Below are 14,013 nucleotides of genomic sequence, written 5' to 3' on the forward strand. Positions count from 1 at the left end.
ATCATTATTTTTTTAAATGGCATCATTACTGGCTAGAGCGCTAATGCTAGATAGTAGATATACAAAAAGTGATAACATGATTGAAGCTGTGATTTTTTATATGGATGAAATTTTGAGTGGCTCTGAACTTATGTGGAAAGCAGTACTTTCTTCCTTAGGTGCTGATGTAACACAAGCATTTATGGATAACAAGTTTGACATTGTTCATATGACAATTGGAAGCTTATAGGGGTTCACCGAAGAGCACCTTTCAACGTTAGTGGAAGAACAATGTAATACCATTCTTCCACCCTGATTTTACTTATTTTAGTAGTTGCTGTGTGGCCGCCTTTAGCAATGCCCGACTGTATATTTGATGAAATTTACTGAGTAAATGAAATACAGCACCAAATGACACTTGGCCATTTTTTGTAATTGTTTTAGGTATAACGACAGAGCCAAAATACAGTCGAGTCATGGGTGTTTTAGTCGATGTTAACCTTTGTACCATAAGCCAGGATTTGGTCTTGCCAGTAAAGTCGGCCAATAGGATTTGATTATCTCGTCTGCTCTCAACGGACCAAATGGAATACTTATCTGCTAGACCCAATGACAATTCAACAGCATCTTTATCTGAAGCAGATTTTAACGTGGCAATAGATAAAACAGTTCGTTCCAGTTTAAACAAAGTCGTCGTATAAAAGGACTGAATATATTGTTCTAATGAAATATCCTTTGGAAGGTCTATGCAGTAACAGTCAATAAAAGCGCCGCGCTCTCGATACTTTGCGGATAACGCGGTCACTGGAACTTCAATTTCATTGATATTCATCATCCACGTTTCCTTAATTCAAACTAATCAGTAGGGTAGGCTAGCGCTGCTCAGGTTTGATCTCTTTCGTCTTCATGGAGAAAGTTTGTAATTCGTTGATTTGGTATTTTGTATTAACCCTTTTTGTTGATGCAGGCTGATACTCAAGGCTTAAACCCGGGCGTCTTGCTATTTTCGGTCTAATTGGTCTTGGTGCAAAATTGCCTCCACAATTAGGGCACACATTTTCTAGAACATCGCTTACACATGTCGTGCAAAACGTGCATTCATACGTACATATCATGGCTTCTAATGAGTCGGGAGCTAGGTCTTTATCACAATACTCACAATTAGGTCTAATTTCTAACATTATGCGGGCTTCTACTCTAATGATGTTGAGCTTTAATAATAGAGCATTACGTTGATTAGACTAATGATTATTTTCAATAAAAAAACCAGAGTATCTTTCGATAATCTGGTTAAAAAAGGAACCTTGGAAAAAAGGGAGCGCTTTTGCTAATTTAATTAGTTAGCAAAATGGGCGGCATTAAATATAGTTTGAAGTTCTTCGTACTTGTCGTTGTAAGCATCGGCTTTCTTAGTGAAAGTGTTTGCGCCTTTTAGGTTAACGTCAGCATTATATTGAATGCCTTTTGCATCAAGAGTATTAGACAAGGCTTCTACACTAGAGATGCTGTTACGGTAAGTTTCGTAAGCCGAATCATCTGAAGAACCTGATGCGGCAAAAGCAGACGTTGCGATTGCAGAAGAAGTCAAAAGAGCCAATGTTGCTTTAGTAAATGTGTTCATAATAAATCTCCAAAACGTATTACGTTTAATAAGTAGGTGAACCGCTGTTGCGTTTCGATGGAGTGATTATTACCTAAGTTTTATATTAAGAATAGCCTTTGGGAGCCGCTTCCGCGGTTGTTACTTTATGTGGGCTTTATTAGTAGAAATTAAGAATTTTAAGGATGGAATGTGCATTTAGTTATGTATTTCAGCCACATTTAAGGTCCTCTTTCCTTTAATTCTTATGACACTTTTTTATTAAAGGTAATAATATACGAGGATTATATTTATTAGGTTATTATGAATTTTATATTATTTTTATACGAAGTTTAAAAATGAAATTAAACAGTCTATAGGTTACTTTCTAGAATGAAGTTTGTATTATCGAAAATAGTCCACCTTTATGAATAATAATGTAAGTCGAGATAAATCCAGACTTACATTTAGTGTTAGATGAGGTTTATGTGCAGGCAAGTTTGCATTAAATGGTTGAGCTGTTGTTTAATAGTGGGCAGCTTATCAGCGTCCAATTGATATTGGCTTTGTTTTGCGAGGTTATCGTCAAGGTAGGTCGCTTGAGACAATTCCAACTGAATGGCGTGAATGCCCTTTTCTGGTTGCCCAAAATGACGAGTAATATAACCCCCTTTGAAGCGCCCATTAGTGACTTGGCGGTAACGAGAGTCTACCGTATGCTCCAGGGCTTGAACCAATCTTGTATCACAAGACTCACCTGCGTTGCTGCCCCAGTTAAAATCAGCCAGAGTCCCTTCGAACAACATAGGCACTTCGGCCGCTATACTGTGGGCATCAAATAAAATGGCGTAGCCAAACTTTGCTTTTAAACGAGCTAATTCGGTGGCTATGGTTGAATGGTAGGCGTGCCAAATTTGTCGTTTATACTGTGCTTTATAGTCTTGGTTTGGTTGCTTTCCTGTTTTGAAAACGTCACTTTCATCAAATAAAATATCTGGAAACAACCCTGTCGTTTTACTTTGATAAAGTGGTTTATCGTCGACAGGACGATTTAAGTCAATGACATAACGGGAGTAGTTCGCTTGAATACAGCCTACACCTAGGGTATCTAAGCAATCATACAGTTCTGGAATGTACCAGTCTGTATCTGGCAGCTTTTTTGCTTGATCTGTTAATCCTTGTTCAACTTCGCTTGTCAGTAGCAATCCAGAGTGCGGCATACTGACCAAAAGTGGTGTATCGCCCTGATGAAAATGAAAAGGATTTGCAATATCTTGCACTATCAGCGCTGTCATTTGCTTATTTCTCCATGTTGAACGCGTTGCTTCATTAATTGTCCACCTAACCAGTAGCTGAGTTCTCCAGGGCTTTCTACATCCCAACAAACGAAGTCCGCTACCTTACCTACTTCCAAGGTACCATGAGATTCTGATATCCCCAATGCTTTAGCCGCGTAAATTGTGGTGCCTGCCAATGTTTCCTCTGGGGTTAAACCAAATAAAGTACATCCCATGTTCATCATCAAACGCAATGATAATGCCGGCGAGGTACCTGGATTTGAATCCGTTGCAATGGCCATGGGTACTTGATGCAGGCGTAATAAATCAATAGGGGGCCTTTGCGTTTCTTTGAGAGTATAAAATGCGCCTGGTAATAACACGGCTACCGTACCGGATTCTTTCATCGCGATCACATCCGCTTCTTCTATAAACTCGATGTGATCAGCTGATAAGGCTTTATAAGAGGCCGCCATACGCGTTCCTCCTAGGGAGGAAAGCTGCTCGGCGTGAATTTTTATATCCAAACCTAATGCTTGGGCTTTTTCGAAATAACGCTGTACCTGTGCGGTGCTAAAGGCAATACCTTCACAAAATGCGTCTACCGCATCGGCCATACCTAACATGGCGACTTTTGGCAGCACTGTGTCACATAGGAAATCAATATAGGCATCTTTATCGTCGAATTCTGGCGGCATGGCGTGTGCGGCTAAGCAGGTGCGCTTTATAGTCACGGCTAAATCGTTGCTTAACGCGGTGGCTACTCGCAGCATTTTGAGTTCACTTTCTAACGATAATCCATAGCCAGATTTGATCTCAACGGTAGTGACGCCATCGTTCATCAAATGGATGAGTCGACGCCTAGCGCTGGCCACTAAATCGGCTTCGGAAGCCTCTCGGGTTGATCTAACGGAAGACGCAATACCACCACCTTGTTTGGCTATTTCTTGGTAGCTAATACCATTAAGGCGCTGCTCAAACTCTCCCGCACGATTACCACCAAACACGAGGTGAGTATGGCTATCGATGAGTCCTGGTGTGATCCAACCACCACCAAGATCGTGCTCAGATGTGGTTTGATAAACGGGTAGATCACAGGCTTTACCTAGCCATGCGATCCGTCCCCCTAAGACACCGATGGCGGCGTCTTTGATCACGTTATAATGACCATTGATCATGGTTGCTACATGAGCACCGTACCAAAGGCTATCGAGTATAAGAGGAGAGTTTAAGCGAGTCATATATTACTCCGCGAAACTGGGTAGTAAGTTCTCTGGCATAATGCTGTTGTGTACCGCTTCCATTAAAAGCGTATTGGCTTTTTCAATGTCAGTCGCAAAGTAGCGATCTTTATCATAGAAAGGCACACGAGCACGTAACTCTGCACGGACTTGTTCCAGTAGTTCGCTGGATTTAAGCGGTGCACGGAAATCCAAGCCTTGAACCGCTGATAAAATTTCGACAGCCAAAATGCCACGCGTATTCTCGGCCATGTCTTTTAACCGACGAGCAGCAAAGGTCGCCATAGATACGTGATCTTCTTGGTTAGCTGAAGTGGGTAAACTGTCAACTGACGCTGGATGCGCGTAGGTTTTGTTTTCACTGGCTAGTGCGGCGGCCGTTACTTGCGCAATCATAAAACCAGAGTTTACACCGCCATTATCCACAAGGAATGGCGGTAATTTGCTTAGATTACTGTCAATCAATAGCGCCATACGACGTTCAGAAAGGCTACCGATTTCTGCAATCGCTAAGGCTAAGTTATCGGCGGCCATTGCAACAGGTTCAGCGTGGAAGTTACCGCCTGAAATGATGTCTCCGGACTCTGCAAAGACTAATGGGTTATCGGAAACCGCATTGGCTTCAACGCATAACACACTGGCTGTATTACGAATTTGAGCAAGACAAGCGCCCATTACTTGAGGTTGACAACGAAGAGAGTAAGGGTCTTGAACTTTTTCACAACCTTCGTGGGAATTACCTAATTCACTGGTTGGGCCTAATAGATGACGGTAAGCGGCGGCGGCATCGATTTGGGTCTGATGGCCACGAACTTCATGAATACGAGCATCAAAAGGACTGCGGCTGCCTAATGCGGCTTCTACAGAAAGTGCGCCACAGGTTACCGCTGATGCGAATAAATCTTCGGCTTCAAATAATCCCTCTAACGCAAATGCAGTAGAAGCTTGAGTGCCGTTAAGCAGTGCTAAACCCTCTTTTGGTGCTAAGGTTATCGGTGCTAATCCTGCAATGGCTAGAGCCGCTTGGCCGGATAACACTTCACCTTTATAGCGAGCTTGACCTTCACCTAGTAATACCGCACTCATGTGGGCTAATGGTGCTAAATCACCAGAGGCACCGACAGAACCTTTTTGCGGAATACATGGGTAGACTTCTTTATTAATCAAGGTGATGAGCGCTTCAATGACTTGTAAACGAATGCCGGAAAAACCACGAGCTAGACTGTTTACTTTCAATGCCATGATGAGCTTAACGGTTTTGTCTGTCATCAAGGCGCCGATGCCCGCGGAATGCGATAGTACGATACTGCGCTGAAGCTCTTCTAGATCTTCTGCGGCAATACGCGTATTGGCTAATAATCCAAAACCGGTATTAATGCCATAAACCGTACGATCTTCTGCAATTACCTCGTTTACCACATCCGTGCTGGCTTGAATCGCAGGGATCGCGCGCTTATCCAGGCTCAGCTGTACGGGTTGACGACTAATTTGACGTAGGTCGTTTAATGTTAATTGACCTGGTTTGATGATTAATTTAAACATGGTTAGCCTCTAATTAACGGTCTTTAGGACCGAAGCACTCTCTGGTAGAGGGTGCTTTTTGTCATGGTTTATAATGGTAGTTTATCGTTGCACTTAGGCGGTAAATCTACTTACTTTTTTGTGGTAATCATAGGTAAATGCAGATTTTGCTCTTTCGCACAGTCAATCGCAATTTGGTAACCCGCATCCGCGTGACGCATCACTCCTGTCGCTGGATCATTATGAAGCACTCGAGCGATACGTTCAGCCGCATCATCACTACCATCACATACTATGACCATACCAGAGTGCTGAGAGAAGCCCATGCCTACTCCGCCACCGTGGTGAAGTGATACCCAAGTTGCACCTGAAGCTGTGTTCAATAAAGCATTCAATAACGGCCAATCGGAAACGGCATCGGAACCGTCTTGCATGGACTCTGTCTCACGATTGGGACTGGCTACCGAACCGGAATCCAGGTGATCTCGGCCGATCACAATCGGTGCTGACAATTCACCACTACGAACCATTTCGTTAAAGGCCAGCCCCAGTTTTGCTCGCTGGCCAAGACCGACCCAACAAATACGGGCAGGTAGACCTTGAAATTGAATACGTTCACGGGCCATATCTAACCAATGATGTAAATGAGCATCATCAGGGATCAACTCTTTTACCTTAGCATCGGTTTTGTAAATGTCTTCAGGGTCTCCAGATAAGGCGGCCCAACGGAATGGGCCAATGCCGCGGCAGAATAATGGGCGAATGTAAGCGGGTACAAATCCAGGGAAGTCGAATGCATTTTCAACCCCTTCTTCCATCGCCATTTGACGAATGTTGTTACCGTAATCAAATGTTGGAATGCCCATTTTTTGGAAAGCTAACATGGCTTCAACGTGTTTTGCCATGGATTGCTTTGCTGCCTTGACGATTTCAGCTGGATGCGTTTTGCCTTTCTCTCGGTATTCTTCCCAACTCATACCTGTTGGTAGATAGCCATTCAGTGGGTCATGGGCCGAGGTTTGGTCGGTTACCATGTCAGGACGAATACCACGACGAACCATTTCCGGTAGGATGTCGGCGGCATTACCACAAAGGCCAATGGAAATCGCTTTGCCTTCTTGCGTGTATTTTTCGATGCGAGCTAATGCGTCATCCAAATCCGTTGCTTGCTCGTCTAGGTAACGGGTTTTTAAGCGAAAATCGATACTGGTTTGCTGACATTCGATATTTAAAGAGCAGGCACCGGCTAAAGTCGCCGCCAATGGTTGTGCGCCACCCATACCACCTAAGCCGGCAGTTAATACCCAACGGCCAGTAAGATTACCATCAAAATGTTGACGGCCCGCTTCAACGAAGGTTTCGTATGTACCTTGAACGATGCCTTGGCTACCAATGTAGATCCAAGATCCTGCTGTCATTTGGCCATACATAGCCAAGCCTTTCGCATCGAGTTCGTTAAAATGTTCCCAATTGGCCCAATGAGGTACAAGGTTGGAGTTAGCAATCAAGACACGCGGTGCATTACTGTGTGTTTTAAATACTCCTACAGGTTTGCCCGATTGCACTAAGAGGGTTTCATCTTCTTCTAGGTTAGTCAGGGTTTCAACGATTTTGTCATAGCTTTCCCAATCCCGTGCCGCACGACCAATACCACCATAAACCACCAATTCTTCAGGGTTTTCTGCCACTTCTGGGTCAAGGTTATTCATCAACATGCGCATTGGGGCTTCGGTAAACCAAGATTTTGCGGTCAGTTTTGTGCCCGTTGCCGCTTTAACAACACCTTGACGATAACGTTTTTGAGCGAGAGTTTGTTTTGACATTGAAATCACCTGTATTGAAATTGGTTATTGGTACATGTATATACAACCTAAAGATAAATTCTCATTTCTTCTTTTGCAAGCCTTAAATAAAATTTTTTGAATTTTCTGCCTTTTAATTAGTAAGAAAGTCTTTGCAAGAAAGCGGATGATCTTTAGGTTATCACCAAAAATAAAGCGAAATAAATGAAACTGAAGTAGTAAAATCGACTTGTATATACAATGTGTATTCTATTACACTCAAGCCTTCTTTATGACTTTTGGAACGGATAGATGAGCTCATATAACGCGTCTTTTTATTTTGCGAAACAGGCTTTGCTTGATACTGGTTGGGAAGATAATGTGTTGTTTGAAGTGCGTAATGGCGCGTTTACCTCTATTCAGCCGAATTGCACTGTTTCTGATGACCTTCCTGAAACGACGGCCATTTTAAATGGCCCTATGCTGCCAACACTGGCGAATGTTCACTCCCATGCATTTCAGCGAATTATGGCCGGAGCGGCCGAAGTCAGTTTGAATCCGAACGACAGTTTTTGGAGTTGGCGTGATCTGATGTATAAGACTGTGCAAAAGCTTTCCCCAGAAGACGCGCAAGTGATCGCGACGCAACTCTACATTGATATGCTAAAAGCGGGTTATACTCAGGTTGGTGAGTTTCACTATTTGCATCATGCTCAGCAAGGAAAGCCTTACACGCAAAAAGCAGAAATGTCTTTACGTTTACTCGATGCTGCTAATCAATCTGGCATAGGGTTAACCCTACTCCCCGTGTTGTACTCTTATTCAGGGTTTGGGGGTCAGTCTCCGAATATAGGACAAGCACGTTTTATTCATACAACAGACTCCTATTTAGCGCTTCAACAGGAATGTAAAACGGCGTTTGCTTCTCGCCGTTTGAATGAAGATAACAAACACAAACTGGGAATTTGTTTCCACTCTTTAAGAGCTGTCACTAAACCGCAAATTGAGACGGTTTTGCAAGTGCTTGAGCAAAACAAAGTCGTGCATATTCACATCGCTGAACAGCAAAAAGAAGTACAAGACTGCTTAAGTTGGAGTAGACAAAGACCGGTGGAATGGTTGCATAATGAAATCGGATTGAGTGATCGTTGGTGCTTGATACACGCGACTCACCTAGATTCACAGGAACTCGCGACGATTGCATCTAGTCAAGCCATTGCTGGTTTATGCCCAACCACGGAAGCGAACTTAGGGGATGGTATTTTTCCTGCTGTAGATTTCGAACAGGCTCATGGTCGCTGGGGTATTGGTTCTGACAGTCATGTGAGCTTATCTATTGTAGAAGAGTTACGGACTTTAGAGTATGGTCAGCGTTTGCGTGATCAACAGCGAAATAGATTACACCGACCAGAACAAAATAGGATAGGGGATAACCTCTTTACGCAAGCCCTTTTAGGCGGCAACCAAGCCTGTGATGTATCGCTTGGTTTAAAAGTAGGCTGTCGTGCCGACTTTATGTTGTTGGATGACTCCCATCCTTTTATCGCGGCCAGTCAGACGGCTGATGTACTGAATCGCTGGTTATTTGCGTGTAATGAAAACTTAGTTAAAGATGTGTTTGTAGCTGGAGCCCCCGTCATTACGAATTTCCGCCATCGTTTAGAAGAGAGCAGCCGACAAGCATTCACACAGGTTATTAAAAAGGTTATGTACGATGAGTAGCTCCACGGGATACCGCATTCTAAATCAACCTCAATATCTACGTATGCCATGGAAAAATGGCCTTGGTGAGACTTTAGAAATAGCCTCGGCTAGAGATGAAGCGGGTTTACGATTTCGAATCAGCCAAGCCGCCGTCGTAGAAAATGGGGTTTTTTCCGATTTCACTGGACTGCACCGCACCTTGGTTTTATTAAGCCATACTGGCATGAATTTAACTCATGAAAGCCAGGGTGAGAAAACGCAGAATCAGCTTCTTCATGCGTTGGATATGGCTCGCTTCGATGGCGGCGCATTCACTCGGGCAAGCTTAATAGATGGACCTATTGAAGATCTAAATATAATGGTTCGGCATGAAGATGCTCATGCTAACGTAATGGCTCTTAACCATAATCAATCAGTAGATATAACGCTAAGTGAAGACTCTTTTCTCTCTGCTTTTTATGCCAATCAAATGAGCCATATCACGTTACTTATTGAAGGAGAAACGCATCAAATTGAGATGCTGGATAATAGCTTTTTGATATTCGAGCAAGGCGGTATTCTTTCGATAGAGTGCGGCAGCGGTATTTTTATTGATATTAGGGCACGGTGAGACGACGGTTAGCGCCCAAAGTGCCCAAAAAGTTGGAATCTAGAGCCTGGATAGACTAAGCGAGCGGCGGTGACGATGTCATCACCAGACCAAGTACGGCGCTTTATTTGTAGGCAAGGTTCTTGTGTTGTAATTTGGAGCCGTTCGCATTCCTGTGTAGAGGGCATAACGGCTTCGACTAGATGTTCGCCTTCTGTCATTGGTGCAACGCTCATTAGGTATTCATAAGGCGTATGCTGAGTGAAATCTTGTTGGTTGTACTCCGGAGCCAAGACGGCGTTGACGATACGTTCTTCTATTTGAATGGGTAGGTCATTTTCAAAATGTAGGACGACAGAGCGAAAAATAGTATGGCTGGTTCGAATACCCAGCATCATGGCTTCTTCTACGGTCGCTCGGCCGGATTCAATGATCAACAACTCCGCTTTATGTTGATGCCCTCGAGCGGCAATTTCATCGGCAATATTGTGTACCTCGAACAAAGCTGAATGTGCTTTTTTCTTAGCAACGAATGTTCCTAGTCCCTGTTGTCGAACCAGTAAACCTTCTGCTGTTAGCTCTCGCAGCGCACGATTTACCGTCATCCGACTGACGCCTAATGTCTTGACGATTTCAGACTCAGAAGGCACGCGTTGATTTTCTTTCCATTCATCCGAAGCAATTTTTTGGCTAATGGCTTGCTTTAACTTTGCGTAGATAGGTTGTGGTGTGCTCGACAAATCATTAAATAAATTGTGCAGCATTGAGATTTTTTTATCGGTCACGGACATACCATTAATGAAAAGATGTGGCGAAATTATACAGTGAGTCAGGTTTTTTAAACAACTGCTAGGCTATTTTCCTTGAATAATGAACTCTATGAAGAATGGCGTGTCTCAATTGAGTTAACCTATTTTTGTTCGTTACCCTATTCAATTCAAGGAGATATTTATGAAAAAAATCATACCAGCGGCATTGCTTGCTCTGTCTATTTCGGCACCCGCTCTGGCGGTAGATGGCATGATCAATGTTCAAAGTAACCACTCAGTGAAAGAGACGGCTGATCGTATGGAAGGTGTCTTAAAAGAGAAAGGCATGACGGTGTTTAATAGAATAAAGCACTCTGAAGGGGCAAAAAATGTGGGTATTGAATTAAGAGACACGGAATTGGTTTTATTTGGTAATCCAAAAGTCGGTAGTCCTTTGATGCAATGTGCTCAGAGTATTGCGATTGAATTGCCTCAAAAAGCATTAATTTGGGAAGATGAAGCCCAAAATGTTTGGATTTCCTATAATGATCCAAAATACTTAGAGCAAAAGCACAATCTAGTTGGCTGTGAAGCGGTTATTGAAAAGGTCGGCAATGCATTAGCTGGTATTACGAAAGCGGTTGCCTCTTAACGCCTTCATGATTAGAGGGTAATCAAAGCCCAATAAGTGCGGTGGTTGCCGTAGTGAGGGCTTTGATTTTGACAAAGTCGGCTAAAGGTCGCTTTTGTTGCTAAGCGTTGGTGCCCAATCTTTAGCCCAATCCCCTAGAGGCTCTAAATGCTTAAAGAGGGCTCTACCATCCTCGGTTAGACTATAGCCATCCGCGGCTTTTTCAATTAAATGTGCGGCCCTTAACTCCTTTAACCGCGTATTGAGTACACTCGGGGAAGCCGAGCCGCAATGAGTTTGCAGGTCTCTAAAAGTACGATTGCTTCCACTTAAGCCCCATAATATTCCCATAGCCCAGCGACGCCCCAATAAATCAAATAAGACCATGATAGGCTGACCGCTTTCGGAGCCTCGAACTGGACTGCCCACCGTCGGTAATGCCGTTTTCTCTTTCATGGTATTCGAGTTCTGACTATTGGCCATAATGTCTCTTTTTGAAAGTACGTTCTTTGAAGCAGGGTAGTCTAAAATTTGCTACTAAATTAGTAGCAAAAGTAGTGATCAATATGTATGCTACTAATTTAATAGCGCTCTAAAGGACTACTATGTCAAACAAATCATCACTAATCAACGTCTTACTGTGGGTGATACTGGCCTCTATGTGGGGTTCTTCCTTCGCGATGATTAAACTTGGTGTGGCCAGTTTAGACCCCGTTGTGATTGTGGCTGGCAGAATGTTGATTGGCGCCGTGTTGATTTTTTGTGTCTTGATATGGGCTGGGCAAAGGCTCTCTTCTAATGCAAAAGTATGGCTTTCTTATACCATAGCTGGATTGTTAGGAAGTACGATTCCTTTTGTCATGATTACTTATGGCGAGCAATCTGTAGACAGCGCCTTAGCGTCTATTTTAATGGGGGTTGCTCCTGTTGCCACGGTTGTATTAGCGGCGACGGTATTGCCAGATGAAAAGTTAACCAAACGAGTCGTAACTGGGCTGGTGTTTGCCGTGATGGGAGTGGTGATTTTGGTCGGCCCAAGTGCATTACACTCTTTAGGAGATGACTTTATTGGCCAACTATCGATTATCTGTGCGGCACTTTGCTACGCCGCGAACACGGTTTATGTGAAGTGTTGTGTTAGGCGTCCGGCATTAGAAATGGCGTCTGGTTCTACCTTGGTTGGTGCGTTCTCCATTCTTCTTGTCACTTTTTTCATGGGGAAACATGAATTTATTATTGAGCCTACTATGATGTCCATTGGTGCCGTTGTGTATTTAGGTGTGTTTTCCACTGGTTGCGCCAATCTGATCTATTTTTATCTGGTACCTCGAATTGGTGCTACCCGCATGTCACAAATTAATTTTGCCGTACCTGTTATGGGGAGTTTAATTGGTTTCTTCTTTCTTAATGAAATGTTAACCCTGCGACATCTGCTTGCTTTAGCTGTTATTGTGTTTGCGGTTTATCTCGTATTATCAGGCGCTAAACCCTCAGCGGGGAAAGCGCACGCTTCTCAGTGAATGTTTAGATAATCGAGCCTAATTCAACTAATAGAAACAGCACATTGCATAAAACGGATCGTTTGAAGAGTGAACGTTCTGTTTATTTATCGGAAAAACTGTCCGCAATCGGTTTTGTACTGACCCCGTGAATAAAGACACTGAACAAAATCGTTGTCATTGCTACGGTCGCAATGAACGATTTACCTTCTATTTGAGTATCAATCACCATTAAAGTAAAAACGATAGAGGCCAGTCCCCGTGGTCCAAACCAAGCAAATGTGAACCTTTCTTTTAGGTCTAAAGCCGTAAAACTTAAAGAAAGCATAACCGGAATGATGCGAATTAAGGTCGTGCTTAATAATGCATAAAGCACAATGGTCAGATTGATTTCTGGAATAACAAGGTAAGCAACCACAAAACCAAATAAGCACCAGATGAGTAAAGAAATAAAGTTCGCGATATGCTCACTGTCTTCGATCAAGGGCTTACTCATGTGCTTGGGTGCAAATTTATCAAACAATAAGCCAGCAACAAAAGCGGCGATAAAACCGCTACTATGCAACGTTTGAGCTAATGAAAAGACCAAGACCGCAAAGCCTAGTAAAAGGTAAGGGCTAGAATGATTCGCAAAATAGCGATGGGTCATAGCGAAGCGCAAAAGTGCAATAAAAGCAAAGGTGCTGATTAGGGCAATAATGACGGCGCCCCCTAACTCTCTGGCAAAAATGGTAGCGATTTCTAAAGAGCTTAGCGTCGTGTCTGGATGGTTGGCGAGCAGAATAAAAATTAGGAAAAGCGGTACACATAAGCCATCGTTTAGCCCGCTTTCGGTATTAATGCCTTCACGAATTTTGGCTGGCACGGACATGTTTTCTAGCAGACCTTTGCTTAATGCCGCATCTGTCGGAGTCAGAATAATGGCGATGAGCGCCGCTTGAATTAAGGTCAAATCAACAAATAAGAGTAAGGCGGTGCCTATGCCTAATAACAGGGTGAGTGGTAAAGCAACAAAGAGTAATAAGCTCGGATATTGAATACTGTGCTTAAGGACGCTCAGTTTCGCCTTCGCCGCATCGGTAAACAAAAAGACGCTCAAAGTCATCTCGATTAAAGGCAAAGCATAATCCAATCCACCCGCCAAATTAGCCCCTTCATTAGGGACAAAATACGCAATCAAGACTCCGCCGAGCACAAAAAACATCGGCCCGCTGATGTCTTTTCTAGACAAAGGTCGAATCGAAATGGAATAGATTAAAAACAATCCACTAACAACGGCCAATACCGCGTATAACATCTTTACCTTCTCCCTAAATAGTATGTGTTTTACTGAGTCAAATTGAAGGAGAGTATTAAAACAGAATACAGTAAAGGATGCTTCGGTTGTTTGTTGACTGTGTGATTTTAGATCTCGTAACAGAGATGCCATGTAACCAATAGGTCAACGGCTGAACGCTTGCACT

General features: G+C 43.3%; 15 protein-coding genes. 5 read left to right on the plus strand and 10 right to left on the minus strand.

All coding sequences use genetic code 11. The features are described 5' to 3' along the window. Positions 1-76 precede the first annotated feature (76 nt). Positions 77-229: a hypothetical protein gene (locus tag O1D97_RS09915; protein WP_269125179.1), complete on the plus strand. Its 153-nt coding sequence runs from the start codon at positions 77-79 to the stop codon at positions 227-229. Positions 230-301: 72 nt separating this feature from the next. On the opposite strand, the gene O1D97_RS09920 is transcribed toward O1D97_RS09915, so the two are convergent. From O1D97_RS09920 to hutU, 7 genes are all read right to left on the minus strand, one after another. Beyond that, positions 302-814 carry a hypothetical protein gene (locus O1D97_RS09920; RefSeq protein WP_269125181.1) on the minus strand — a complete coding sequence of 171 codons (513 nt, stop codon included), beginning with the start codon at positions 812-814 and terminating at the stop codon, positions 302-304. A gap of 37 nt (positions 815-851) precedes the next feature. Then, a complete protein-coding gene (locus tag O1D97_RS09925; protein WP_269125183.1) occupies positions 852-1,160 on the minus strand; it encodes a DUF1272 domain-containing protein in 309 nt (102 codons plus the stop codon). A gap of 155 nt (positions 1,161-1,315) precedes the next feature. Beyond that, entirely contained in the window at positions 1,316-1,600 is a 285-nt protein-coding gene (locus tag O1D97_RS09930; protein WP_269125185.1) for a hypothetical protein, read from the minus strand. A 431-nt stretch (positions 1,601-2,031) separates the two neighbouring features. Next, positions 2,032-2,853 (minus strand): N-formylglutamate deformylase, encoded by an 822-nt coding sequence (hutG, locus tag O1D97_RS09935; protein ID WP_269125187.1) that lies wholly within the window; start codon positions 2,851-2,853, stop codon positions 2,032-2,034. Beyond that, the gene (gene hutI / locus O1D97_RS09940; protein ID WP_269125189.1) at positions 2,850-4,076 is read right to left on the minus strand and encodes an imidazolonepropionase; all 1,227 of its coding nucleotides are present in this window, start codon (positions 4,074-4,076) and stop codon (positions 2,850-2,852) included. Before hutI ends, hutG begins: the two co-directional genes overlap by 4 nt. Positions 4,077-4,079: 3 nt before the next feature. Next, positions 4,080-5,618 carry a histidine ammonia-lyase gene (gene hutH / locus O1D97_RS09945; protein ID WP_269125191.1) on the minus strand — a complete coding sequence of 513 codons (1,539 nt, stop codon included), beginning with the start codon at positions 5,616-5,618 and terminating at the stop codon, positions 4,080-4,082. A gap of 110 nt (positions 5,619-5,728) precedes the next feature. Then, on the minus strand, positions 5,729-7,420 hold the full coding sequence (gene hutU, locus O1D97_RS09950) for a urocanate hydratase (RefSeq protein ID WP_269125192.1): 1,692 nt from the start codon (positions 7,418-7,420) through the stop codon (positions 5,729-5,731). 270 nt (positions 7,421-7,690) lie between these two features. Here hutU and O1D97_RS09955 point away from each other — a divergent pair, with 270 nt between their 5' ends. Next, positions 7,691-9,100, plus strand: coding sequence for a formimidoylglutamate deiminase (locus O1D97_RS09955; protein WP_269125194.1), 1,410 nt, complete (start codon positions 7,691-7,693; stop codon positions 9,098-9,100). After that, a complete protein-coding gene (locus O1D97_RS09960) occupies positions 9,093-9,692 on the plus strand; it encodes a HutD/Ves family protein (protein ID WP_269125196.1) in 600 nt (199 codons plus the stop codon). The genes O1D97_RS09955 and O1D97_RS09960 overlap by 8 nt, the downstream gene beginning before the upstream one ends. A gap of 8 nt (positions 9,693-9,700) precedes the next feature. On the opposite strand, the gene hutC is transcribed toward O1D97_RS09960, so the two are convergent. Beyond that, positions 9,701-10,456 carry a histidine utilization transcriptional repressor HutC gene (gene hutC, locus O1D97_RS09965; protein WP_269125198.1) on the minus strand — a complete coding sequence of 252 codons (756 nt, stop codon included), beginning with the start codon at positions 10,454-10,456 and terminating at the stop codon, positions 9,701-9,703. Between the two features lie 166 nt (positions 10,457-10,622). Here hutC and O1D97_RS09970 point away from each other — a divergent pair, with 166 nt between their 5' ends. Further along, positions 10,623-11,072 carry a DUF302 domain-containing protein gene (locus O1D97_RS09970; protein WP_269125200.1) on the plus strand — a complete coding sequence of 150 codons (450 nt, stop codon included), beginning with the start codon at positions 10,623-10,625 and terminating at the stop codon, positions 11,070-11,072. An 81-nt stretch (positions 11,073-11,153) separates the two neighbouring features. Here O1D97_RS09970 and O1D97_RS09975 read toward each other — a convergent pair whose 3' ends face one another. Then, on the minus strand, positions 11,154-11,534 hold the full coding sequence (locus O1D97_RS09975) for a winged helix-turn-helix transcriptional regulator (protein WP_269125202.1): 381 nt from the start codon (positions 11,532-11,534) through the stop codon (positions 11,154-11,156). A gap of 122 nt (positions 11,535-11,656) precedes the next feature. Between O1D97_RS09975 and O1D97_RS09980 the strand changes: the two genes are divergently transcribed. Beyond that, positions 11,657-12,571, plus strand: a complete 915-nt coding sequence (locus tag O1D97_RS09980) for a DMT family transporter (protein ID WP_269125204.1) — start codon at positions 11,657-11,659, stop codon at positions 12,569-12,571. 82 nt (positions 12,572-12,653) lie between these two features. Here the strand turns inward: O1D97_RS09980 and O1D97_RS09985 are convergent, their stop codons facing one another. Then, complete coding sequence (locus O1D97_RS09985) at positions 12,654-13,847, minus strand: cation:proton antiporter (protein WP_269125206.1); 1,194 nt, start codon at positions 13,845-13,847, stop codon at positions 12,654-12,656. Positions 13,848-14,013 lie beyond the last annotated feature (166 nt).

Source organism: Marinomonas phaeophyticola (genome assembly GCF_026966905.1).
GTDB lineage: Bacteria > Pseudomonadota > Gammaproteobacteria > Pseudomonadales > Marinomonadaceae > Marinomonas > Marinomonas phaeophyticola.